Annotated in this window: 24 protein-coding genes, 1 tRNA gene and 1 pseudogene; 18 read left to right on the top strand and 8 right to left on the bottom strand. The window is 53.0% G+C overall.

The window, feature by feature from the left end; translation table 11 throughout:
* Positions 1 to 65: 65 nt before the first annotated feature.
* Complete coding sequence (gloB, locus tag ACLJZ5_RS21285; RefSeq protein WP_001052773.1) at positions 66 to 821, bottom strand: hydroxyacylglutathione hydrolase; 756 nt, start codon at positions 819 to 821, stop codon at positions 66 to 68.
* A gap of 34 nt (positions 822 to 855) precedes the next feature.
* Here gloB and ACLJZ5_RS21280 point away from each other — a divergent pair, with 34 nt between their 5' ends.
* Positions 856 to 1,578, top strand: coding sequence for a class I SAM-dependent methyltransferase (locus ACLJZ5_RS21280; RefSeq protein ID WP_000801238.1), 723 nt, complete (start codon positions 856 to 858; stop codon positions 1,576 to 1,578).
* Here ACLJZ5_RS21280 and rnhA read toward each other — a convergent pair.
* Positions 1,575 to 2,042, bottom strand: a complete 468-nt coding sequence (gene rnhA, locus ACLJZ5_RS21275; protein WP_000917872.1) for a ribonuclease HI — start codon at positions 2,040 to 2,042, stop codon at positions 1,575 to 1,577. The genes ACLJZ5_RS21280 and rnhA overlap by 4 nt on opposite strands.
* Before the next feature lie 63 nt (positions 2,043 to 2,105).
* Here rnhA and dnaQ point away from each other — a divergent pair, with 63 nt between their 5' ends.
* Both dnaQ and ACLJZ5_RS21265 read left to right on the top strand, forming a co-directional pair.
* Positions 2,106 to 2,837, top strand: coding sequence for a DNA polymerase III subunit epsilon (dnaQ, locus tag ACLJZ5_RS21270; protein WP_001562201.1), 732 nt, complete (start codon positions 2,106 to 2,108; stop codon positions 2,835 to 2,837).
* A 133-nt stretch (positions 2,838 to 2,970) separates the two neighbouring features.
* Positions 2,971 to 3,047: transfer RNA gene (locus tag ACLJZ5_RS21265), tRNA-Asp, on the top strand.
* 321 nt (positions 3,048 to 3,368) lie between these two features.
* Here the strand turns inward: ACLJZ5_RS21265 and ACLJZ5_RS21260 are convergent.
* Genes ACLJZ5_RS21260 through tagK form a run of 6 tightly spaced genes read right to left on the bottom strand, consistent with a single transcriptional unit; the run spans position 3,369 to position 9,524 of the window.
* The gene (locus tag ACLJZ5_RS21260; RefSeq protein ID WP_024797307.1) at positions 3,369 to 4,418 is read right to left on the bottom strand and encodes an ImpA family type VI secretion system protein; all 1,050 of its coding nucleotides are present in this window, start codon (positions 4,416 to 4,418) and stop codon (positions 3,369 to 3,371) included.
* 10 nt (positions 4,419 to 4,428) lie between these two features.
* Positions 4,429 to 5,424, bottom strand: a complete 996-nt coding sequence (tssG, locus tag ACLJZ5_RS21255) for a type VI secretion system baseplate subunit TssG (protein WP_024797308.1) — start codon at positions 5,422 to 5,424, stop codon at positions 4,429 to 4,431.
* Positions 5,421 to 7,304, bottom strand: coding sequence for a type VI secretion system baseplate subunit TssF (gene tssF / locus ACLJZ5_RS21250; protein WP_024797309.1), 1,884 nt, complete (start codon positions 7,302 to 7,304; stop codon positions 5,421 to 5,423). Before tssF ends, tssG begins: the two co-directional genes overlap by 4 nt.
* A gap of 15 nt (positions 7,305 to 7,319) precedes the next feature.
* Entirely contained in the window at positions 7,320 to 7,814 is a 495-nt protein-coding gene (gene tssE, locus ACLJZ5_RS21245) for a type VI secretion system baseplate subunit TssE (RefSeq protein ID WP_000108007.1), read from the bottom strand.
* A complete protein-coding gene (locus ACLJZ5_RS21240) occupies positions 7,811 to 8,635 on the bottom strand; it encodes a type VI secretion system accessory protein TagJ (RefSeq protein WP_024797310.1) in 825 nt (274 codons plus the stop codon). The genes tssE and ACLJZ5_RS21240 overlap by 4 nt, the downstream gene beginning before the upstream one ends.
* Entirely contained in the window at positions 8,622 to 9,524 is a 903-nt protein-coding gene (gene tagK, locus ACLJZ5_RS21235) for a type VI secretion system-associated protein TagK (RefSeq protein ID WP_024797311.1), read from the bottom strand. The genes ACLJZ5_RS21240 and tagK overlap by 14 nt, the downstream gene beginning before the upstream one ends.
* Before the next feature lie 367 nt (positions 9,525 to 9,891).
* On the opposite strand from tagK, the gene tssH reads away from it, so the two are divergent.
* The 15 genes and pseudogenes from tssH (at position 9,892) to ACLJZ5_RS21160 (ending at position 22,251) form a co-directional block, all read left to right on the top strand.
* A complete protein-coding gene (tssH, locus tag ACLJZ5_RS21230; protein WP_024797312.1) occupies positions 9,892 to 12,555 on the top strand; it encodes a type VI secretion system ATPase TssH in 2,664 nt (887 codons plus the stop codon).
* Between the two features lie 85 nt (positions 12,556 to 12,640).
* On the top strand, positions 12,641 to 12,931 hold the full coding sequence (locus tag ACLJZ5_RS21225) for a hypothetical protein (RefSeq protein WP_000175471.1): 291 nt from the start codon (positions 12,641 to 12,643) through the stop codon (positions 12,929 to 12,931).
* Positions 12,932 to 12,992: 61 nt separating this feature from the next.
* A complete protein-coding gene (gene tssB / locus ACLJZ5_RS21220) occupies positions 12,993 to 13,535 on the top strand; it encodes a type VI secretion system contractile sheath small subunit (protein WP_023219935.1) in 543 nt (180 codons plus the stop codon).
* Between the two features lie 23 nt (positions 13,536 to 13,558).
* Complete coding sequence (gene tssC, locus ACLJZ5_RS21215; protein WP_000013884.1) at positions 13,559 to 15,067, top strand: type VI secretion system contractile sheath large subunit; 1,509 nt, start codon at positions 13,559 to 13,561, stop codon at positions 15,065 to 15,067.
* Between the two features lie 14 nt (positions 15,068 to 15,081).
* Positions 15,082 to 15,240 (top strand): BPSL0067 family protein, encoded by a 159-nt coding sequence (locus ACLJZ5_RS21210; RefSeq protein WP_001584850.1) that lies wholly within the window; start codon positions 15,082 to 15,084, stop codon positions 15,238 to 15,240.
* 12 nt (positions 15,241 to 15,252) lie between these two features.
* Complete coding sequence (locus ACLJZ5_RS21205) at positions 15,253 to 15,699, top strand: STY0301 family protein (protein WP_001662106.1); 447 nt, start codon at positions 15,253 to 15,255, stop codon at positions 15,697 to 15,699.
* 253 nt (positions 15,700 to 15,952) lie between these two features.
* Positions 15,953 to 16,438, top strand: a complete 486-nt coding sequence (locus ACLJZ5_RS21200; protein ID WP_000312802.1) for an Hcp family type VI secretion system effector — start codon at positions 15,953 to 15,955, stop codon at positions 16,436 to 16,438.
* A gap of 66 nt (positions 16,439 to 16,504) precedes the next feature.
* A pseudogene (locus tag ACLJZ5_RS21195) lies at positions 16,505 to 16,699 on the top strand (type VI secretion system lipoprotein TssJ); the annotation flags it as partial.
* A 42-nt stretch (positions 16,700 to 16,741) separates the two neighbouring features.
* The gene (locus tag ACLJZ5_RS21190) at positions 16,742 to 17,227 is read left to right on the top strand and encodes a type VI secretion system amidase effector protein Tae4 (RefSeq protein WP_001081548.1); all 486 of its coding nucleotides are present in this window, start codon (positions 16,742 to 16,744) and stop codon (positions 17,225 to 17,227) included.
* Positions 17,212 to 17,595, top strand: coding sequence for a type VI secretion system amidase immunity protein Tai4 (locus ACLJZ5_RS21185; protein WP_077911860.1), 384 nt, complete (start codon positions 17,212 to 17,214; stop codon positions 17,593 to 17,595). Before ACLJZ5_RS21190 ends, ACLJZ5_RS21185 begins: the two co-directional genes overlap by 16 nt.
* A 142-nt stretch (positions 17,596 to 17,737) precedes the next feature.
* Complete coding sequence (locus tag ACLJZ5_RS21180) at positions 17,738 to 18,223, top strand: Hcp family type VI secretion system effector (protein WP_024797313.1); 486 nt, start codon at positions 17,738 to 17,740, stop codon at positions 18,221 to 18,223.
* Positions 18,224 to 18,288: 65 nt separating this feature from the next.
* On the top strand, positions 18,289 to 18,825 hold the full coding sequence (gene tssJ / locus ACLJZ5_RS21175) for a type VI secretion system lipoprotein TssJ (RefSeq protein WP_024797314.1): 537 nt from the start codon (positions 18,289 to 18,291) through the stop codon (positions 18,823 to 18,825).
* Between the two features lie 3 nt (positions 18,826 to 18,828).
* Positions 18,829 to 20,172 carry a type VI secretion system baseplate subunit TssK gene (tssK, locus tag ACLJZ5_RS21170; RefSeq protein ID WP_024797315.1) on the top strand — a complete coding sequence of 448 codons (1,344 nt, stop codon included), beginning with the start codon at positions 18,829 to 18,831 and terminating at the stop codon, positions 20,170 to 20,172.
* Positions 20,169 to 21,473, top strand: a complete 1,305-nt coding sequence (gene tssL, locus ACLJZ5_RS21165) for a type VI secretion system protein TssL, long form (RefSeq protein ID WP_000132479.1) — start codon at positions 20,169 to 20,171, stop codon at positions 21,471 to 21,473. Before tssK ends, tssL begins: the two co-directional genes overlap by 4 nt.
* Before the next feature lie 4 nt (positions 21,474 to 21,477).
* Positions 21,478 to 22,251: a Rap1a/Tai family immunity protein gene (locus ACLJZ5_RS21160; protein ID WP_023138338.1), complete on the top strand. Its 774-nt coding sequence runs from the start codon at positions 21,478 to 21,480 to the stop codon at positions 22,249 to 22,251.
* The last annotated feature ends 129 nt before the right edge of the window (positions 22,252 to 22,380 follow it).

Raw genomic sequence — 22,380 nt, 5'->3', positions numbered from 1 at the left:
GTCAATAGTTGCTTAAAAGACGACCGATCATAACGGCGAAGTTAGCGAATGACAAGTAAGAATTATCAGAACGTGTCTTTCTTTGACCTTAACCATGCAAAACGCGCTTCTGGTTGTTGCAATATTGTTTCTTTGTTTATTTCGTTAATTAAATCAATATCTTCAGTTCTTAAAAAAAGATTAATCTTACGCTCATTTTTAAGAATAACGGGTAATGTCATTTGTTTTTTTACACGTAACTCTTTAACTTTACGATAATATTCATTTATGAACGAATCGTGCGGAAGTATGCTCAATGCGAACTTAATGTTAGCTAAAGTGTATTCGTGAGCGCAGCAAATGAGCGTGTCGTCAGGCAGAGAATTAATTTTCATAAGTGACTGATACATCTGTGATGGCGTGCCTTCAAACAGTCGACCACAGCCGCCAGAGAACAGCGTGTCGCCGCAGAATAAGTAAGGATGGCTAAAGTAACAGACGTGTCCTAACGTGTGGCCCGGCGTGGCAAAAAGAGTAAATTTCTCGCCTAAAACGCGAATAGTATCGCCATCGCCAACAAGATGGGTTGCTCCCTTGTCTTGTGTTTCCGCCGGTCCATAAACCGTCATTTGCGGGAAGTGTTGCAACAGCTCTTTGACTCCGCCAACATGGTCGTGATGGTGATGCGTCAGAAAAATCGCCTCCGGCATCCACTTATGTTCAGCAATGGCCTTTAAGACGGGTGCCGCTTCGCCGGGATCAACAATCACACAGCGGCCTTCATCATTGGTCAGCACCCAGATGTAATTGTCCTGAAACGCGGGAATACTGTTAAGATTCATATATTACCTCTCAAATAATTAGCGGAAGGTTGCGATGAAACCGGCAAGGCTCTCTCAAACTGTCGTTGCGCCCGGATGTTGGGGTGAGTTGCCCTGGGGCAATTACTACCGTGAGGCGCTGGAACAGCAGCTAAATCCGTGGTTTGCAAAAATGTATGGTTTCCATTTGCTTAAAATCGGTAATTTAAGCGCAGAAATCAATTCCGAAGCGTGCGCGGTCTCTCATCAAGTGAATGTTTCATCGCAGGGCTCACCGATGCAGGTTCTGGCCGATCCGCTACACCTTCCTTTTGCAGATAAATCCGTCGATGTTTGTCTGCTGGCGCATACTTTGCCGTGGTGTACCGACCCGCACCGTTTATTGCGGGAAGCCGACCGCGTATTGATTGATGACGGTTGGCTGGTCATCAGTGGATTTAACCCGCTGAGTTTGATGGGGTTACGTAAACTGGTACCTGTTTTACGTAAAACACCGCCCTATAATAGTCGGATGTTTACCCTTATGCGGCAACTGGACTGGCTGTCTTTACTCAATTTCGAAGTGCTACATTATAGCCGTTTTCATGTCTTACCCTGGAAAAAGCAGGGGGGGCGGCTTTTAAATACGCATATCCCGGCGCTGGGCTGTTTACAGCTCATTGTGGCCCGTAAGCGGACCATCCCGCTTACGCTTAATCCGCTGCGACATAATAAAAGTAAAACCCCTATCCGCCAGACCGTTGGCGCCACCCGGCAATATCGCAAACCGGATGGCTAAGCCTCCGCCTGGTAGCCACTATCTTCCTGCGTGGGGTTCATTGCCGCGGCGCGCGCCAGTTCATCACAACGCTCGTTTTCGGGATGGCCTGCATGGCCTTTGACCCATACCCATTTGATCTGATGCTGACCTAACGCAGCATCGAGACGTTTCCACAGATCGACATTTTTTACGGGTTTCTTTTCCGCTGTTTTCCAGCCGCGTTTCTTCCAGTTATGAATCCATTGGGTAATTCCTTGCCGCACATATTGGCTGTCGGTGCTCAATGTCACTTCGCAATGTTCTTTTAACGCTTCAAGCGCGACGATCGCCGCCATCAGTTCCATACGGTTATTGGTGGTCAGCGTGTAACCTTCACTAAACGTTTTTTCATGACCGCGATAGCGTAAGATAGCGCCATAACCACCAGGCCCTGGATTCCCCAGGCAAGAGCCATCGGTGAAAATTTCTACCTGTTTAAGCATCTCTGGTAGACTTCCTGTAATTGAAATCGATAACAAAACGCAAGTCTGACATAAATGACCGATATGAGCACTGCAATTACACGACAGATTGTCCTCGATACCGAAACCACCGGTATGAACCAGATAGGCGCGCACTATGAAGGTCACAAGATTATTGAGATCGGTGCGGTTGAGGTGATAAACCGTCGTCTGACCGGTAATAACTTCCACGTTTACCTGAAGCCGGATCGGCTGGTGGATCCGGAAGCGTTTGGCGTACACGGCATCGCCGATGAGTTTCTGCTGGATAAGCCGGTTTTTGCTGATGTGGTCGATGAGTTTCTCGATTATATCCGCGGCGCGGAGCTGGTCATCCATAACGCATCGTTCGATATCGGCTTTATGGATTATGAGTTTGGTCTGCTTAAACGCGATATTCCTAAAACCAATACTTTCTGCAAAGTTACCGACAGCCTGGCGTTGGCGCGGAAAATGTTCCCCGGCAAGCGTAACAGCCTTGATGCGCTGTGTTCGCGTTATGAGATAGATAATAGCAAACGTACTTTGCACGGCGCATTGCTCGATGCCCAGATCCTTGCTGAAGTGTATCTGGCGATGACGGGCGGGCAAACGTCCATGACGTTTGCGATGGAAGGAGAGACGCAACGGCAGCAAGGTGAAGAGACCATTCAGCGAATCGTTCGCCAGGCCAGCCGGTTACGGGTCGTTTTCGCCTCTGATGAAGAGCTGGCTGCGCATGAATCGCGGCTTGATCTGGTGCAGAAAAAGGGCGGAAGTTGCCTTTGGCGGGCGTAATTTATTCCTTTTTAGGCTATAAAAATCATCCTTCGGGCGATTTTTGCAGCAACTGATTCAAAAGGTGAGAAAAAGCGTTGACGGGCGACACCGCAAACCGTAATATTCGCCTCGTTCCCAGCGGGAACATAACGGAGCGGTAGTTCAGTTGGTTAGAATACCTGCCTGTCACGCAGGGGGTCGCGGGTTCGAGTCCCGTCCGTTCCGCCAGATACAAATCTCAGGGTGTTTTTATACATCCTGTGAAGTAAAAAAAACCGTATCACTGTAAAAGGGATACGGTTTTTTTTCGTCTTCAAGAAGTTTCACCGCCTATCGTGGAATCTGACGCAAATGGGCCTACACCTGGATGACGAGCAGGATATTACAGCCACTTCTTTCACTGCCATGGTTATTTTGATCCCACTGACATTTAAGGCGCGGCCTCATGGCGGTGCTTAACCGGGATCGGGACATGTTCTGCGCAGAAGCAGACTGCGTAATGTTGATGTCACTCAGATAATCACGGACAACCGCCAGACATGCGTATCATCATTCCAGGGCATCCCACTTCTCCAGTAACTCCACCGGGATCTCATTGATCACCTCCGAGAACCGTTTTCCCACCAGTCTTTCAGCCTGGCGTAACAGTGGGATGGTCGGGCTGCTGGGTTCACTGCTCTCAAACCAGCGACGAATGCACCGCAGGCGTTCCAGCGCATCATTACGATCGCGAATTGGCCCCGGTTCAGCATTGTGTGGGAGGGATATATCGGGGGGCGCGTTGACAGGCGGCACATCCTCTGCCCGTGCCGGAACGGCATTATCCATAACCGTGCCTGCGGGGGCTGGCGCTGGCGACGGAGGGATTTCCGGCGTGGTTGTCTGTACCACGTCAGGCAGCAGCGCCAACAACTGCCGCAGGCGTGAAAAATCTGGAGCCAGATCGCCTAATGTCTCACGCGCCCACACTTGCAGGCGTTCTGCGCTTTCTTGCGCTTCGCGAAACGCCGCCAGCGGTAATGCCCCACGGGCTTCGAGGTCGGCCAGTTGCTGGCGGACGGATTCGGGAGCCAGCGCATCAGCCGGGCGGGGAGCGGATAACGCGCGCTCGACATCCCGTACCTGCAGGCGCAGGGCGGCACTGTTTGACAGCGTAATACCGCGAATGTCTGCCATCACGCCTTCGTGATCCAGCAGCGCCGCCAGGGCATTACTGCGCGCCAGCGCCGCATCTTCAATAGACTCTGCGGATGCGCCTTCGCCGGTAAGCAGCTGCGGATGGAGTGCATCAGACCAGATTACGCTCAGTTCTGCCAGTTGCGTGAGCATTTCCGCCAGTCCCTGTGCGCCAGCCTGCTGGATGCGACTGCGCAGCAGCAGGATCAACACCCGGATATCCTTACTGCGCGTGAGCAGACGGCGCGCATCACGCTCAATTTCCGGCCAGTTCACGGCTTCCGGCGTACTGACAAAATCACCATATTGCGCCTCCGCCTGGGGGGCGGCGCGGCTGAACAGCAGCAGGTACTCCGGATCGTACTCCGGATCGGGGCCGCAGGGTTGTTCCGCGCTTACTGGTTTAGTCAGGCACATATCCATATCATTACTCTCAGTGGGTTAAGCCGTGTTCAGGTTCAAAAATCATGCCGGTCACCGGACGGTCATGCATCGCTTTACCTGCCCAGGCCGTCCAGCCAAGCCGCTGCGCGCCGCCGATCACCGCAGGCGGTGCGGCATGGGGCTTCAACTGCAGCTCAATTTCCCAGCAATATTCAAAACCGATGAACGTACGCACCAGTTCTGTCAGCACGGGCAGATTGTTGCCGCCGGGCAGAAAACGCAGGTAATCCTCCAGCGTGAGCGGGCCGATAATTAGCCGGAATTTGTACTGCATATCCGGTACGGCCTGGCCGATAAGCGCCCCGTTGCCCAGCACCGAGGACTGCGCGGGCGTGCCCAGATGGGTGATTTCATCGTCCGCCACCGTTATCCAGTGCAGGGCGAACTCTTTTACCGCAAAAGGCACGCTGAAATAGTGCGCCAGCGTGGCGGCCAGCCCGTCAGGATTGCGCGATTCGCGTACCAGATGGGCGGAGGCCGCCAGGCGAACATGATCTGACAGCGGGCTTTCGGCGCTTTCCCGTAGATCCTGCCCGCTGAGACTGGCGATATAAAACGCAAAACGGTCGTGTTCCGGTTTGTCCAGCCCGCCACCAGCGGACTGGGCGCTGCGCCATGCCTGCCAGAACTGCGTCAGCCAGCGGTGGTGAAAAATATTGGAAAAATGAACCAGCGTCGGATCGTGACGGCTCTCTGAGCGGTTCAGTGCCAGCTCGGTATAGTGCAGAGGCAACGGGCCGTTTGGCCCCCATAGTCCGAGGCTGTACAGGCTCAGGTGCAGGCGTCCATCCTGCCAGCTGACCTGGGCGATTTCCCGTGGCGCAAAGGTCATCGTCGGCGTCTGTCCCAGACGGAATTTTTCCATCCGTGGCTGCCAGATACTGCCTGCCGGAGTATCACAGAGCTGGGCATCCACGCGCCGCATCAGGTTCAGGAATCCGTAACGCCAGGGGGTTTTCTGCGCCTGGTCGAGAGCGCCGGTCATACGCTCCCCCGTTGCCCGGTTCTGACCGGCCAGGTCATGACATGCCCGCGTTGCATCGAGTGCAGCGTCATCTGCGAGAAGGTATTAATGGAAACATGGCGGGCAATATAGTGTTCCAGCACCAGACCGAACAGGTAAGGACTGATACCGGAAAACCCTTCTTCGTCCACGGTCAGTTCGCAACTGACGCCCCGGCCATAGACCAACAGGCCGGAGCCGGGCAGGCGGCGGGTCACCGGGGTGGTTTTGCAGCCAATCAGGCTGCGCACCTGGCGCGACTGCGGGCTGTCGTGAGCCGGAATAAACAGATTCAGCAGATCGCGCAGCGCCTGGCCGCCGGTGCGGTGATCCAGATCGGCCAGCGGCAGATAATTAAACGACAACTGCCGGATCAGCCGCCAGGCCATTTCGCGTTCAGCCAGCGGCGGCTGCGGCGGGCGCGGTGGTCTGATAAGACCCACGCCCGCCACCGGAATCGCCGCATCTACGGTCAGATCATCCCGGCCATTACGTGGAATAAGGCAGGGCAGATCGCGGTTAGTCACCATTGCCGTGACGGTGATATGGCGCAGATTTTCCGGGTAGGGCGCTTCATGCTGATCAACCAGCGACAGGAAGACTTCCGAGCCGGTATAGGGGGTTCGGGTGCCATAGCGGCGGGCGTTTTCTGACGAGCGGCGCGGCTCACGACGCAGTGAAAAATAACGCCCGTGGTTGCCTTCGTCATTATTACGGGTGTGATACAGCGGACGAAAAATCATCTTCCGTGTGGTTTCCGCTTCCAGGCCTTCGACTTCCTGAACAGAAAACACCTCGTAATCCAGCGGACGGGTACGATCCACCACCAGATGCTGTTCCGTCATGCTGTGAGTGACTTCAATCCGGGTGGTAGTGCGAGGAAACAGGTTGATCACCGGCGTACAGAACAGGCTGAACTGTGCAGCGTCCGTCTGATGAATCAGCCAGTCCGGCGGCAGGCGGTTAAGCAGTATGACAATTTCCGCCACATTGCCCTGCACCTTTTGTAGACCGGCAGACAATCCGGTCGGGGTGAAGAAGTAAAACCGTTCCGGACAGGCGAAAAATTCATGCAGCAGATTATGGCCGTGAAACACGTTCCAGGCGAGCGGCAGCAGCCCCTGCCCTGGCTCCAGCCCTTCGTGCGCCACCGGGTGTTGAAGATTCACATTCAGTTCGCCGTCAAAGTGACCGGGTTCTCCGGCCAGTGTGGCGACGGCGCTGGTATGCAGCAGCTCAAACAGGTGTGACGCAATGCGTTCTTCGCCGCAGAGGTAAAAGGGCAGCCGTGCCGGACCGGCCAGCTCGCTGAAAGTCAGTTCCCCGAAGGTTCGCAGGGTGATGCGCAATGCCCCGGCGACATGAATATTAGGCGGCAGATAGCGGTGCAGGGCGGGCATATCCGGCGGCGCGGCGGTCAGGCGTACCTCCTCAATGGACAGCGGCCACAGCGTGACGTCCTGGCTGCTGCGAAACTGGCAGGCGGTATTTTCGCCTTCCGGGATGGGGGAAATGAACGCGGTATCGCGCGGTACGGTGACCCCTTTCGCCAGGTCGCCTTCCTGCGTATCGGGATACAGCTTTACCACTGCCATCGATGGCGTGGGGGTGACGTAATTGGGGCTGACGACTTCCAGTAACCGCTGTGTGAAGCGGGGAAACTCGGCGTCAATTTTTAGCTGAGTACGGGCGCTCAGAAAGCTGAACGCCTCGATCATGCGTTCCACATACGGGTCGGCAATATCGGTTCCCTGCATCCCCAGCCGGGCGGCAATTTTGGGATGGAGGGTGGCGAACTCAGCACCGGTCTCCCGCAGGTAGCTCAGTTCGCGGTTGTAATACTCCAGTAGCCGTGGATCCATGAATAATGCCCTGTATTAAAAGAACGTAATGCGGCTCAGCTCCATATCCAGCGCGCTGCGTACCAGAAACTCCGTGGGATACGGCTGCGTCAGAATTTGTCCGCGAATTTCAAACTGTAGCGTGTTATAGCTACCCTGCCGGGTTTTATCGAGCAATGGCGTGACCCTGAGTGTGGCGGCGTTCAGCCGGGGTTCGAAACGAATAATGGCGCGCCGAATCGCCTCGCTGATATCGTCCCACTTATGCTCATACATAAAGCTGCCCGCCAGCGGCGGCAGGCCATAGTTGAGCACTGACGCCGCCGCCTGCGGATAGCGCCGGGCGTCGATGTCACCCTCGTGGCTAATGGTATTGAGCAAAAAGGAGAGATCCCGACGAATGATCTCCTTCAGTTGTACCGGCGTGACGCTGATATCCCGGTCAATTTTCTGATACGGGGCATTGTCACACAGCCGATCAAATAGGGTGGGCAGCAGATGGTTAGCGGGTGTAAAACGGGACGTGCTCATGCGCCATCGTTTTCCTGAGCATGAAAGGTACAATGGGCCATGTCCAGCAGGCTGATATCGCCGTGGCTGGTCAGCCACACTTTCTGCCCCAGCGCCCGCACGGTGGTTTCGCCGGGGCCATCCTGCCAGGCGGTTTCCCGGCACAGACGCAGGGCGTCAGATGCACTTTCCGAACCGCTGTAACGGGTAAAGAGCCAGGCGCCGTGCGTATCGCCATTCACCAGGGTGATATTAACGGGTTTCCACAGCAGATCGGTCAGGCGCGCCGGTTGCGGCGATTCCAGCGAGCATATTTGCGAAAACGGCAGCCAGATATACACGCCGCCGGTGACCAGCTCAAGTACCGGGCCAAGGCGGGAATCGCTGTCGCTCGCCCAGTCAAATGCGCCGCCGTTCCACTGCCCGCCCGTGTCTGTTATGGCTTCCAGTGCGGTATTACGGTGTTTATCAACCTCACCGGTATCGTCATGACAGGCGAGTGCCGCCAGCAGTGACTCCACCCAAACGGGCTGCGGCAGAAGGAAACCGGGTCGTTGTTCACCCTGAAAAACGGTGCGGCGGAACATTTCGCAGCGAACCAGCTCCCGGTACAGCCGGGCCTCCTGGGTATAATTGGCCTCCATCCTGGCGCATAGCTGAAGCTGGTGTAGCGCCCGCGACCAGTCTCCGGCCACACACAGCAACTGAAACAGGCTGTGGCGGCAGAGCGCTTTCGCCGGATTTTCCCGAACCTGCTGCTCCGCCATCTGAATCCCCTCCGCAATAGAGTATTCCTGTATCAGCGCGGACAGGGTAGCAGGAAGCGTGTCAGTTTTTTTCATGGGCGGTATTTCCATTTTTCTGTGTCGGAGTGATTCGGTAGTGGCTGTCGATGCCAATAATACGATGCTCGCGGCGGGTCAGATCGGGCAGTATCTCGCTATGTGCGGTTTTCCCCGCCAGTTCCGGTGAGAGCAGTTGCAGGATATCGGGCATTGATTCCATCGCCAGCCAGTGCATTTCACCCTCACCGGTCGTGTCCAGCGTATCCAGAATGGCATCAATACCGGGCGCGCCTGCCACCATATCCTGTAACGTGTCGGTGTCGCCCTTTTTATCGTATAACGACGTCAAATCCTGGGTGACAGCGTCTTCATTTCGGGGAAACGGTTTAGCACGGAGGGGCTTTTCCTGCCCGGAGGGCTGCAATGCCTGCTGATATTCCTGGTAAAGCTGGTGTAGCGTGCTATCCGCTTCATGGCCGGTGTAAGAGGGCACGGTTTCCCGGACGGGAATAATATCGAACGGGTTCTGCGGATTGAGCTGTTGTTGTTTAAACCAGTCCAGATCCAGGTACTCAGCAACGGATTCAGATGACTGAACCAACAGAGGAAACGAAACATCGGGACGGGGCTCATCATTGGTGCGGGCAAGGCACCAGGATGACAGACCCCATTCAATCGTATCTCCATCATTCAGCCGCATACGGTGATGAGGTTCCATCACCTGCTCATTGACGGCACAGCACAGTTCATCAGAGTGATTAACAATCCACCACGCCTCTTCGTGGCGAACAAGACTGAGCGCGATATCGTCTTTCCCATGTTGCTCAAAAAGCGGAATGTAGGGGGCGGCGGCAGTAAATACGATGTATGTCCCAGCGGGATACTGTGCGTTATCCGTTATACCCTGCGACTGTATTTTCCGTAATTCCCACATGTCTTGTTTCATTATGTCCCTTAAATGTATTTATTTTTCTGGAGGAAACGTTTAGGGAGTTTTAATTCATAAATAATTTTAACTAAATCCATAGGGGGCATTATTGATGACACCCTTTTTATTATTTTCGTCGTGAATGAATTGTTGTATGCATAGATGTCTTTTTTGAAATATTATTTCTTTTAATTCTGCAATTGCGATTTTTATCTTGCTGTTCATTGATTATTTAATATTAACGGCTTAGTTGCTAATTAGTCCCTGATCTGTATCATTGTTTTGTTTCGATATTTTTTTCGAGGCTATCAATAAAGAATTGTTTATATATTTATATGCATTAATGCATTATTTTTATGAATTTTTATGTCACAAGGCATAACACATGGAAACTCCTGTTTCACGCAGTGCGTTGTATGGAAAACTGGCCGGCCCACTATTCCGGTCGCTGGAATCGGCAACGGCATTTTGCAAACTACGCTCTAATCCCTGGGTTGAGCTGACTCACTGGCTGCACCAGTTAACACAGCAGCCCGATAACGATATTCTCCACGTTCTTCGGCATTACCAGATCCCTCTTTCTGATGTGGAGAAAGCGTTACTCCGGCAACTGGATATGCTGCCCGCCGGGGCCAGCGCCATTAGTGATTTTTCTCACCATATCGATCTCAGCGTTGAAAAGGCCTGGATGCTGGCGAGCGTCCGTTACGGCGATAACAAAATTCGCAGCGGCTGGTTGCTGCTGGCCTTGTTGACCACGCCAGAACTGCGTCGGGTACTGAGCAGTATCTGCGCGCCGCTGGCCACGCTTCCGGTTGATGAACTGACGGAAATACTGCCCTCGTTGATCGAAACATCGCCGGAAGCGCAGGAGCGCCCTTATGACGGCTCCGGCCTGGCATCAGCCATTCCCGGTGAAAGCAGTCAGGCGATTCCCAACGGCGGGCAGGACGGTAAATCCGCGCTGGCGAAATACTGTCAGGACATGACGGCACAGGCGCGCGACGGCAAAATCGACCCGGTGACGGGGCGTGAGCATGAAATCCGCACCATGACGGATATTCTGCTGCGCCGTCGCCAGAATAATCCACTACTGACTGGTGAGGCGGGCGTCGGAAAGACGGCGGTCGTCGAAGGTTTTGCCCTCGCGATTGCGCAGGGGGAAGTGCCGCCCGCGCTGCGGGAAGTACGGCTGCTGGCGCTGGACGTTGGCGCTCTGTTGGCCGGAGCCAGCATGAAAGGCGAGTTTGAATCGCGTCTGAAAGGGTTACTGGAAGAGGCCGGGCGCTCGCCGCAGCCGGTTATTCTGTTTGTCGATGAAGTTCACACTCTGGTGGGCGCGGGCGGCGCATCCGGCACGGGCGATGCCGCTAACCTGCTGAAACCGGCGCTGGCGCGCGGCACCCTGCGGACTATCGGTGCCACCACCTGGAGCGAATACAAGCGCCATATTGAGAAAGATCCGGCGCTGACCCGTCGTTTTCAGGTGTTGCAGATTGCCGAACCGGAAGAGATCCCCGCAATGGAAATGGTGCGTGGTCTGGTGGATACGCTGGAAAAACACCATAACGTACTGATTCTGGATGAGGCGGTACGTGCGGCGGTACAGCTTTCTCACCGCTACATTCCCGCCCGGCAGTTGCCGGATAAGGCCATCAGCCTGCTGGATACCGCCGCGGCCCGCGTGGCGCTGACGCTGCACACGCCGCCTGCCAGCGTACAGTTCCTGCGCCAGCAGCTAAAAGCGGCGGAAATGGAACGGTCGCTGTTGCAGAAGCAGGAAAAAATGGGGATTCAGTCAGATGAGCGGCGCGATGCGCTGACGGCGCGAATTTTCTCGCTCAACGATGAACTGACTGCATCCGAATCCCGCTGGCAGCGGGAGCTGGAACTGGTACATACGTTGCAGGAACTGCGTGTCGCAGAGTCTGATGCTGATGACAAAACCACGCTGCAACAGGCCGAAACGGCGCTAAGGGAGTGGCAGGGTGACGCGCCGGTGGTGTTCCCGGAAGTCAGCGCGGCGGTGGTCGCGGCGATTGTCGCCGACTGGACCGGTATTCCTGCCGGGCGCATGGTGAAAGATGAGGCCAGCCAGGTGCTGGAACTGCCTGCCCGACTGGCGCAACGTGTTACCGGGCAAGACGGCGCGCTGGCGCAGATTGGTGAACGTATTCAGACCGCCAGGGCGGGACTGGGCGATCCACGCAAACCGGTGGGCGTGTTTATGCTGGCCGGGCCGTCCGGTGTCGGTAAAACCGAAACCGCGCTGGCGCTGGCGGAGGCTATCTACGGCGGTGAGCAGAACCTGGTAACCATCAATATGAGCGAGTTCCAGGAGGCTCACACCGTTTCCACGCTGAAAGGCGCGCCGCCCGGCTATGTGGGCTATGGCGAGGGTGGTGTGCTGACGGAAGCGGTGCGTCGCCACCCCTGGAGCGTAGTGCTGCTCGACGAGATCGAAAAAGCGCACCATGACGTCCATGAACTCTTCTATCAGGTGTTTGACAAGGGCGGGATGGAGGACGGTGAGGGAACACATGTCGATTTCAAAAACACCACGCTATTACTCACCACCAACGTGGGTTCCGACCTCATCAGCCAGATGTGTGAAGATCCGGCCTTAATACCCGATGCTACGGGGCTTAAAGAGGCGCTAATGCCGGAATTGCGCAAGCATTTCCCGGCGGCATTTCTGGGCCGCGTGACGGTGATCCCTTACCTGCCACTGGACGAAACGTCGCGTGGCGTGATTGCCCGTCTGCACCTTGACCGGCTGGTGGCGAGGATGAGTGAACAGCACGGCGTGACGCTGACGTATAGCGAGGAACTGGTCGCACATATAGTGGCGTGCTGTCCAATGCATGAAACGGGCGCGCGGTTGCTGATTGGCTACATCGAACAGCACATTCTGCCACAACTGTCGCGCTACTGGTTGCAGGCCATGACGGAAAAAGCCGCTATCAGGCAAATTGATATCGGCGTTAATGGTGATGAGCAGATTGTTTTTGAGACAACCTCGCAGGAGGGAATATGCCAAAAGAGTTAAGTGGTACGCAGTGGGTTTATGGCGTGACTAAGTTTGTCGGCGGAAATACAGATAAACCCCACTGGTCAATTGATGGGCATTAAATATGACATTACGTTACCCGGCGTTATTGACTCCTTTGCTAATGATGTTCGCTTTCAGTGTTCATGGCGAACCGCCTTTACCACAGGATGTGCAGCATTTTCTGAGCAATGCAGAGATGTGCCAGCATCTGGCCGGCGAATGGGACAGTTCTTTACCGGAAGAGGATAAAAAAGACATAGAAAAGGGCATTAATACTTGGTGCCCTCCGGCGAAAAAAGCACTTCCTGGGTTACGGGAAAAGTACAAAGAAAACAAAGAGATTATAAAAAAACTCTCTGAGTATGATTTTTAAACTGTGCCGTTGCACCGCTGTCCGGGCGGTCGTCGGTAGATTGATAAGGAAATGAAAGAGTATGGCTATCAACAATAGCGCGCAGAAATTCATCGCGCGCAACCGCGCGCCGCGCGTGCAGATTGAATATGACGTAGAGATTTACGGCTCTGAGAAAAAAATCGAGCTGCCGTTCGTGATGGCGGTGCTGGCCGATCTGGCTGGGAAACCGCGTGAAGAACTGCCGCCGGTGATGGATCGCAAATTCCTCGATATTGATATTGATAACTTCAATGAGCGCATGAAAGCCATTGCGCCGCGCGTGGCGTTCGCTGTGCCGAATACGCTGACGGGTGAAGGTCAGTTGATGGTCGATATCACGCTGGAAAATATGGACGACTTTTCGCCGGCACAGATTGCCCGCAAGGTGGACGCCCTGAACCAGTTACTGGAAGCCCGCACTCAACTGGCGAACCTCCAGACCTACATGGATGGCAAGGCCGGGGCGGAAAATCTGGTCAATAAACTGTTGCAGGACCCGACTCTGCTGAAAACGCTGGCGAATGCGCCGAAACCGGCCGCTACCCAGCAAGGTGTGTCAGCGGATAATGAATCAGCGGAATAACGTCGAATTTTTAAGGAATTTTCATGGCAAACAGTAATATGCAGGCAACCGACGCGGTTGCTCAGGATACCGTCTCCGCATCCGGTGAATTTGATGCGTTGCTGAATCAGGCCTTCCGACCCAAGACTACCCAGGCGGCAAAAGCCGTGGAAGCCGCGGTGCAGACGCTGGCGCAACAGGCGCTGGCGAACACGATCACCGTCAGCGATGACGCCTATAAAAGCATCAGCGCTATTATTGCGCAGATCGACTTTAAGCTGACCGAACAGATCAAACTGATCCTGCAACATCCCGACTGGCAGAAGCTGGAATCCTCCTGGCGCGGTATGGAGCATCTGGTTTACAACACCGAGACCGACGAAAAGCTGAAAATCCGCTTCATGAATCTGTCAAAAGATGAATTGCGGCGCAACATGAAGCGTTACAAGGGCATCGCCTGGGATCAAAGCCCGATGTTCAAGAAACTGTATGAAGCCGAATACGGCCAGTTAGGCGGCGAACCTTATGGCTGTATCATTGCGGATTACTACTTCGACCATACACCGCCCGATGTGGATCTGCTCGGCTCTATCGCCAAAGTCGCCGCGTCGGCCCATGCGCCGTTTATTGCCGGGGCTTCCCCCTCGGTACTGCAAATGGACTCCTGGCAGGAACTCGCGAATCCCCGCGACCTGACCAAAATCGTCACCCAGAACCTGGAATATGCGCCGTGGAACTCGCTGCGGGCCAGCGAAGACTCCCGTTATATTGGCCTGACGATGCCGCGTTTTCTTGCCCGCCTGCCGTATGGCGCAAAAACCAACCCGGTGGACGAGTTTGATTTTGAAGAAGATGCGGATGGTTCTGACCATACCAAATACGTCTGGAGCAACGCGGCCTACGCGATGGGCGTAAACATCAACCGTTCCTTCAAACACTACGGCTGGTGTACGTTGATTCGCGGTGTGGAATCAGGCGGTGCGGTGGAAAATCTTCCCTGCCATACCTTCCCGACTGACGATGGCGGCGTGGACATGAAATGCCCGACCGAAATTGCCATCTCTGACCGCCGCGAGGCTGAACTGGCGAAAAACGGTTTTATCCCGTTGATCCACCGTAAAAACTCAGACTATGCCGCCTTTATCGGCGCACAATCGCTGCAAAAACCACAGGAATACTACGATCCGGACGCGACGGCCAACGCCAACCTGTCCGCCCGTCTGCCGTACCTGTTCGCCTGCTCGCGCTTCGCGCACTTCCTCAAATGTATCGTCCGCGACAAAATCGGTTCCTTTAAAGAGCGCGAGGATATGCAGCGCTGGCTAAATGAATGGATTATGAATTATGTCGACGCCGATCCGGTGAACTCCTCGCAAGAAACTAAAGCCCGTCGTCCGCTGGCTGCCGCTGAAGTAGTGGTGGAAGAGGTGGAAGGCAATCCAGGTTATTACGACGCGAAATTCTTCCTGCGTCCGCATTTCCAGCTTGAAGGGCTGACGGGATCGCTGCGCCTGGTGACAAAACTGCCGTCAGTGAAGCAGGGCAATGCCTGATATATATTTTGTGAATGTTTAAGCGAGTGAAGTCAGAGAAGATAGAGAATATAAAGAGGGATATGAAGAAAAGAATTTCGTCTCGCCCACGGTCTCGTAAAGGTGGGGTACGTAATGATGACACATATCCGAATGCCAGTAACAATGCCGAAGCTTTTTATATCATTGAGTAGGAAATACATATTATGACCATAAGCCCAACTTTTCATCTGTTACCTGGTATTGTTCTGCTCTTTTCACAATATGCTGTAGCCTGGGAAGTCAGTTGCCCGGCTGTTATTGATACTCAGTCTTCTGCTGTGAGCCTGAAGTCTGATGTCCCAGCGCCGTGGCAGCTTTCTCCCCGATATATGTCGCGTTTATGGTTAAGTAGTATTGGGGTAACGCAGGGTAAACCTGAAAACCTGATGGATCTCAAACCAGAGACTAAAAAAGTAAACGGTGAAAATTGGTCTGTATGGGAAACAGAACGTGTTAGCGATAAAGAAACCGATCGCTATTGGGTTTCGTGTATTTATGGTCATGAACAGATATGGTTGACGCAACCAATACCTGCTTCTTCTACTCGCTGTAAGACTCGTAATTTTGAGGGATCGCCAGAAGACCAGTCTGTATCTTTTATCTGTAATTAGCGATTTGAGACGTGAAAATTTCAGTACAGGTTATGGTTTTTATTATCGGAAGTTATGAAGCATTATTTATATGCATTAAATAATGCAAATTCATAAAATAACCAAATACATTATCGGTACCGGAAAAATATACAGTCCTCTGTTCTCCTGAAGTTATTGGAGAAGGATTCTGTACGGCAATGATTTATCTATAAACAAAAAGATATAGATAAAATCAGATTAATTTTAAGTAAAACTTAATAAGGATATAAAAATGGCTTATGACATTTTTTTGAAAATTGACGGCATTGACGGCGAGTCAATGGATGACAAACACAAAAATGAAATTGAAGTACTGAGCTGGCGCTGGAATATTCATCAGGAATCCACCATGCACGCCGGTAGCGGCCTCGGCTCCGGTAAGGTCTCCGTCACCAACCTGGATTTTGATCACTATATCGACCGCGCCAGCCCGAACCTGTTCAAATACTGCGCCTCCGGCAAGCACATTCCGCAGGCCATTCTGGTTATGCGTAAGGCTGGCGGCAATCCGCTGGAGTACCTCAAGTATACCTTCACCGACCTGATTGTCGCCGTGGTTTCCCCGAGCGGCAGCCACGATGGTGAAATCGCCTCCCGTGAAACGGTGGAGCTTTCTTTCAGCACCGTGAAACAGGAGTACGTGGTGCAGAACCAGCAGGGCGGCAGCGGCGGCACCATCACCGCAGGCTACGACTTCAAGGCCAACAAAGAAATTTAACGGTTGTTTTTCCGGCCAGATTTATATCTGGCCGGATTTATTGTTTTGATTTTAAAGGAATTTACAGTGAATAAATGGCGTAACCCCACTCGGCGGTTATGTGCGGTAGCTATGCCTTTTGTACTGCTCCTGCTTTCCGGATGCGGCAGTAGCGATGCGTTACCTGACCCCTAATCGCAGCGGCCTGGCCTGAGCGTGAAAGCGTTTTACAAGGTGAATTCTGACAATCAGAAGAAAGCGGCGTCCATGAAGATACGTGTTGAGAATTAATGAGCTACACAGAATTTTTAGAGGGTAAGCAAAATGAACAGACCTTCATTCAATGAAGCGTGGCTAGCTTTTAGGAAGGTGAATCATTCCGTCGCTGATGTGGGTAGCATTATTGGTGGAAACGTTGGGAAAAATATAACTGGTGGTTATTTTCAAAATGCCTGTCCTATTCGAATGAGCTATGTTTTGAATGCGACAGGATTCCCAATAGCCCGTAACTCCCCGTATGCAAAGGTTAGTGGTGCCGATAATAAATTCTATATTTATCGCGTGAATGATATGATTGATCATCTTACTCATAACATGGGCAAGCCTGATCTTATTGTTAATAATCCGAAACAGAGTGACTTTATAGGGAAGAAAGGAATTATCGTAGTAAAAGGGCATGGCTGGAGCAATGCCAGAGGACACGTTACATTATGGAATGGCAGTATCTGTTCAGATCAGTGCCACTTATTAAATGACCCAGATAATGGACCATTTGTTCCTGAAGTTGGGACTCTGTGGATACTGCCGTGAAATGGTTAATATTAGTTACTTTCAGCATAAGTGGAATGCTGGTATGGCAGCCATCCTTTGCACAAGAAGCATTGACCACACGATATTCACAGTCGGAACTCTTAAAAAATTGGGCGCTGAGTCATTGTCTGGCATTAGTATACAAAGATGATGTCGTTAAAAACGATGCCAGAGCTACGGCCAGTGCTTACCTTGAATATGGTAAACAATCTGTGGAGATTTACCATGAAATTGATGAGATTGCGAAAAAATATTCAGGGTTGAAATATAACGGCTCGATATCATCAGATTTTAATACCATGAAGTGCATAGATTTTATCCACGACAGGGAATTAAATGAATTAATTAAAAGGCGTGTCGAGAAGTAAAATTCAAAGATATTAAAAGCATACATTCTCTTGCTCTGATGAATTTATGGGTAAGAAAGAGCTGTACAGGAATAGTTAATCTGTTCACCTAATAAAGCAGACAAATCAGGACGTTATTTAGGTAGTTAAAAGGATAGTAGATATGTCTTATGATATTTTTCTGAAAATTGACGGCATCGACGGTGAGTCGATGGATGACAAACACAAAAATGAAATTGAAGTACTGAGCTGGCGCTGGAATATCCATCAGGAATCCACCATGCACGCCGGTAGCGGCCTCGGTTCCGGTAAAGTATCTGTTACTCATCTTTCATTTGAACATTACATCGATCGCGCCAGCCCGAACCTGTTCAAATACTGCTCTTCCGGCAAGCACATTCCGCAGGCCATTCTGGCTATGCGTAAGGCTGGCGGCAATCCGCTGGAGTACCTCAAGTACACCTTCACAGATCTGATTATTGCAATGGTATCGCCCAGCGGAAGCCAGGGAGGGGAAATTGCGTCTCGCGAATCAATTGAACTCTCTTTCAGCACCGTGAAGCAGGAATACGTGGTGCAGAACCAGCAGGGTGGCAGCGGCGGCACCATTACCGCAGGCTACGACTTCAAGGCCAACAAAGAAATTTAACGGTTGTTTTCCGGGCAGATTTATGTCTGGTCGGATTTATTATTTTGATTTTAAAGGAATTTACAGTGAATAAATGGCGTAACCCCACTGGGTGGTTATGTGCGGTAGCTATGCCTTTTGTACTGCTCCTGCTTTCCGGATGCGGCAGTAGCGATGCGTTACCTGACCTCGAATCACAGCGACTCGACCTGAGCGTGAAAGCCTCCGATAAGGTGAATCCTGACAATCAGAAGAAGGCCGCGCCCATTGAGATTCGTGTTTATGAACTAAAAAATGACGCCGCTTTCACGACAGCCGATTACTGGTCGCTCCATGACAACGACAAATCCGTCCTTACCGACGATTTAGTGCGTCGCGACAGCTTTATTTTGCGTCCCGGCGAAGAGAAAAAACTGCGTCGCCCGCTGAATGCGCAGACCACGGCAATCGGCGTACTGGCCGGATACCGTAACCTGGCCAAATCGGTCTGGCGGGTAACCTACAAAATCCCGGAAGCCCCGGAAAAAGCCTGGTACAGCAGCTTCGTACCGGGGAAAGGAAAAGTGCAGTTGGAGGCGGAACTGGAACAAAGCGCCATTGTAATTACGGAACGGGATAAATGAATTATGAGCTGGAATGACCGCGTAGTCTGGAGTGAAGGACAGTTTTTACTGCCGCAGATGTTTCAGCAGCAAGAGCGTTATCTGGAACACGTCATGCATTACCGCAGCCTGCCGCTGACCCCCTTTTTCTGGGGATTCAGCCACTACAATATTGATGGCGAAGCGCTGAACATCGGTAAACTGATACTGAAAGAGGCATCAGGGATTTTTCCTGACGGCACGCCGTTTAACGCACCGGACCATACCCCGCTGCCGCCGCCGCTGACCATCCTGCCGGAGCACCTGAACCAGCAGATTTGTCTGGCGGTACCGGTTCGCGCGCCGAACAGCGAAGAAACTACGTTTGACAATAACCCGGAATCACTGGCGCGTTTCTCGGTACATGAACACGACATCCGCGACGCCAACTCGCTGGGACGTGGCGCGCAGTTATTACAGCTCAGTCACCTGCGCCTGCGGGTGCTGCCGGAAAAAGCGGTGACGGGCGCCTGGATTGGCCTGCCGCTGACCCGCATCACCGGGCTGAACCCTGACGGGCGGATAGATATCGACCACGACCTGATCCCGCCCATCATTAATTATCAGGCCAGTTCACTGATGTGTACCTGGCTGTCGTGGATCAACGATCTCATCCGGATGCGGGCCGATTCGCTGGCGGAACGGCTGACAGGCAGCGACAACCACGGCCATGAAGCAGCGGAGGTCTCCGATTACCTGCTGCTGCAAATTCTCAATCGCTTTGAGCCGCTGTTGACCCACCTGGCGAAAACGCCGCTGGCCCCGGAAGTGTTGTATCGCTACCTGTCCGAACTGGCCGGGGAACTCTCCACCTATGTGCGTCCACAAACGCGACGGCCCGCTGAATACAAAGAGTACAAACACCTGACGCCCTATGCCGGGTTGAAATCGCTGGTTGATGAGGTGCAGTTCCTGCTGAATGCGGTACTGATCCGGGGCGCGCAGCGCATCGAACTGAAAGAGGGGACTTACGGCATCCTGAATGCGGTGGTGGCTCCTTCCGATCTTGCCGATTTCAGCACGCTGGTACTGGCGATAAAGGCTTCAATGCCGACCGATGTGCTACTGCAACATTTTGCCGCCCAGACCAAAATCGGGCCATCCGATCGCCTGCCGGAACTGATCCGCTCGCATCTGCCGGGGCTGGCTTTGCAGGTTCTGCCTGTACCACCGCGCCAAATCCCGTTTCAGGCCGGATACATCTATTACGACATCCGCCGCGAGGGAGCATTGTGGGAACACATTGCCCGTTACGGCGGGATGGCCATGCATACCGCCGGGGAATTTCCGGGGCTGGAGACAGAACTGTGGGGAGTGCGCGATAAATGACAGACAGTACCCTGACGCCGCCAGCGGCGGACATGATGTCCTTTTTGTCCACCACACCGGAGCATAAGGACAGTGAATATGAAACGCCGGTACACACCAGCCAGCGCACGGAACTCAATGTCATCGTTGAAGACGGTCCGGACAGCAAACTCCGGCTGGCTGAAATCAGCGCGGCGGCTAACCCGTTGCTCGCCGCTGCCCGGCCTTTATTGTGCGCTCTCGCAGCCATGCCCGCTAAACTGGATGCGGCCCTGGTAGAGCCTTATCGTAATCTGTTGGTACGCGAGATGCATCTGTACCAGACATTATGCGATCAGGCGAACCTGCGGCGCGAGCACGTACTGGCGGTACGTTACTGCCTGTGTACGGCGCTTGATGAAGCCGCCAATAACACAACCTGGGGACGGCGCGGCATCTGGGCCGGAAAAAGCCTGCTGGTAACATTTCATGGTGAAAGCGAAGGCGGGATAAAACTTTTCCAGATCATCGGGCGTCTGGCGGCCAGCTTCCAGGAGCATGGCAACGTACTGGAGGTTATCTACCACCTGCTGGGGTTGGGATTTGAAGGCCGCTACAGCGTGCAGCCAGACGGGCGTAAGCAACTGGACAATATTCGCCAGCAACTGCTGACACAGCTTTCACAGCGTCGCGATCCGGTTATGCCCGCGCTCTCGCCTGACTTTCAGGGGGCGATAAGCGGACGACTGCGGCGGATGCGCCGGGTGCCGGTCTGGCTGAGCGCCGGGATAGCCCTGTTGGCGATGCTGACGCTGTTTGGCCTTTACAGCCACCGGATGGATGTGCAGACCGTCACCGTACAACAGCATATTGATGCGATTGGTATAAAACTGCCGCCGCCGCCCGTGCCGGTTCATAAGCTGCGGCTGAAAATCCTGCTGGCAAACGAAATCGCCCGTGGCCTGCTGACCGTGGACGAAGATGACCAGCACAGTAGGGTGGTCTTCCGTGGCGACGCCATGTTTGTGCCGGGACAGAAAACGGTGAGTGACGCAATCCGGCCAGTGATTAACAAAGCGGCGCGGGAAATCGCCCGCGTGGGCGGCGCAGTCACTGTAACGGGTCACACTGACAGCCAGCCCATTCATTCGGCTGAATTCCCATCCAACCTGGTGCTGTCGGAAAAACGGGCGGCGGAAGTTGCGGCGTTGCTGACCTCCGGCGGCGTACCTGCCGGACGGGTACATATCGTCGGCAAGGGCGATACGGTGCCGGTGGCGGATAACGGCAGTAAAGCCGGGCGGGCGAAAAACCGTCGGGTGGAAATTCTGGTAGTGGAGTGAATGAATGATGAAAAAATCAACCTATGATGTGTCTCATCATTCGGCAGTATGTGGCGTGACGGGGGATTATTATCGGATCTCAGCGACATATCACATAAAACGATCTATCCGTGTTTTTTTGATCATTTTATGTTGTTTATTACCCGGTGGCGTTTTTGCCGGGTCCCTGATTAACGCAGGATTCATTTCCCCCGATAATGTCAACCTCAGTATACGGGATTTTCTGGGATTTTATGCCAGTGATAACTTACAGGAAAAAGATAATACACTGATGTATGTGTTGGGGGTAGCGGATGCCACAGAAGGTAAGACGTGGTGTGGATATGGTCAGGTTGACAGTATAACAATAAACCATACTGTGCTGGCCTGGCTTGATCGGTACTCTGTGAAAAAGCCTGATGCAAGAGCTTCGGTGCTGATAGAGGAAGCATTAGTTAAAAATTTCCCCTGTCAGGGGACTGAACCCTCCGTAAAAATTGCTTCCCGGTCATCTCCTGTGTTATCCCTGACGCCGGATGCGCTTAATCTTTCAGGTAATGACTTTTTTAAATTTTGGGTATCTGGTAATCAACTGGATAAACTCAGGGCGGGTATCTATCTGCTTGGCGTGGAGGATGCAACGGAGAAAAAACTATGGTGTGGATACGATTTATTTAAGACGCTAACATTAAATGAAATTGTCTATGTTTTTCTTAAAAATAAAACACATAAAGAACTTAATTCTCGCGCGGCTGAGCTTATCATAAATAAATTAATAGAGTATCCCTGTAATATATAAAATCATTCAAGTTGCATCAAGGCGGCAAGGGAGTGAATCCCCAGGAACGTACATTAGTTCGTGACTGGGGTGAGCGAGGAAAGCCAACGCACATGCAGCCTGAAGTATGACAGGTATACCCTGTGATAA

Origin of the sequence: Salmonella sp. 5800, from assembly GCF_046558195.1 — a bacterium.
Lineage (GTDB): Bacteria > Pseudomonadota > Gammaproteobacteria > Enterobacterales > Enterobacteriaceae > Salmonella > Salmonella enterica.
This window is presented reverse-complemented; position numbering and strand designations above follow the sequence as displayed.

Bases quoted from the DNA above. Each gene is read 5' to 3' on its own strand.
- ACLJZ5_RS21260 (WP_024797307.1), bottom strand. From the start codon at position 4,418: ATGGATATGTGCCTGACTAAACCAGTAAGCGCGGAACAACCCTGCGGC.
- ACLJZ5_RS21280 (WP_000801238.1), top strand. From the start codon at position 856: ATGAAACCGGCAAGGCTCTCTCAAACTGTCGTTGCGCCCGGATGTTGG.
- rnhA (WP_000917872.1), bottom strand. From the start codon at position 2,042: ATGCTTAAACAGGTAGAAATTTTCACCGATGGCTCTTGCCTGGGGAAT.
- tssF (WP_024797309.1), bottom strand. From the start codon at position 7,304: ATGGATCCACGGCTACTGGAGTATTACAACCGCGAACTGAGCTACCTG.
- tssC (WP_000013884.1), top strand. From the start codon at position 13,559: ATGGCAAACAGTAATATGCAGGCAACCGACGCGGTTGCTCAGGATACC.
- tssK (WP_024797315.1), top strand. From the start codon at position 18,829: ATGAGCTGGAATGACCGCGTAGTCTGGAGTGAAGGACAGTTTTTACTG.
- tssL (WP_000132479.1), top strand. From the start codon at position 20,169: ATGACAGACAGTACCCTGACGCCGCCAGCGGCGGACATGATGTCCTTT.
- tssH (WP_024797312.1), top strand. From the start codon at position 9,892: ATGGAAACTCCTGTTTCACGCAGTGCGTTGTATGGAAAACTGGCCGGC.
- tssE (WP_000108007.1), bottom strand. From the start codon at position 7,814: ATGAGCACGTCCCGTTTTACACCCGCTAACCATCTGCTGCCCACCCTA.
- tssB (WP_023219935.1), top strand. From the start codon at position 12,993: ATGGCTATCAACAATAGCGCGCAGAAATTCATCGCGCGCAACCGCGCG.
- dnaQ (WP_001562201.1), top strand. From the start codon at position 2,106: ATGAGCACTGCAATTACACGACAGATTGTCCTCGATACCGAAACCACC.
- ACLJZ5_RS21240 (WP_024797310.1), bottom strand. From the start codon at position 8,635: ATGAAAAAAACTGACACGCTTCCTGCTACCCTGTCCGCGCTGATACAG.
- ACLJZ5_RS21210 (WP_001584850.1), top strand. From the start codon at position 15,082: ATGTTTAAGCGAGTGAAGTCAGAGAAGATAGAGAATATAAAGAGGGAT.
- gloB (WP_001052773.1), bottom strand. From the start codon at position 821: ATGAATCTTAACAGTATTCCCGCGTTTCAGGACAATTACATCTGGGTG.
- ACLJZ5_RS21205 (WP_001662106.1), top strand. From the start codon at position 15,253: ATGACCATAAGCCCAACTTTTCATCTGTTACCTGGTATTGTTCTGCTC.
- ACLJZ5_RS21160 (WP_023138338.1), top strand. From the start codon at position 21,478: ATGATGAAAAAATCAACCTATGATGTGTCTCATCATTCGGCAGTATGT.
- tssG (WP_024797308.1), bottom strand. From the start codon at position 5,424: ATGACCGGCGCTCTCGACCAGGCGCAGAAAACCCCCTGGCGTTACGGA.
- ACLJZ5_RS21225 (WP_000175471.1), top strand. From the start codon at position 12,641: ATGACATTACGTTACCCGGCGTTATTGACTCCTTTGCTAATGATGTTC.
- ACLJZ5_RS21200 (WP_000312802.1), top strand. From the start codon at position 15,953: ATGGCTTATGACATTTTTTTGAAAATTGACGGCATTGACGGCGAGTCA.
- tagK (WP_024797311.1), bottom strand. From the start codon at position 9,524: ATGAAACAAGACATGTGGGAATTACGGAAAATACAGTCGCAGGGTATA.
- ACLJZ5_RS21190 (WP_001081548.1), top strand. From the start codon at position 16,742: ATGAACAGACCTTCATTCAATGAAGCGTGGCTAGCTTTTAGGAAGGTG.
- ACLJZ5_RS21180 (WP_024797313.1), top strand. From the start codon at position 17,738: ATGTCTTATGATATTTTTCTGAAAATTGACGGCATCGACGGTGAGTCG.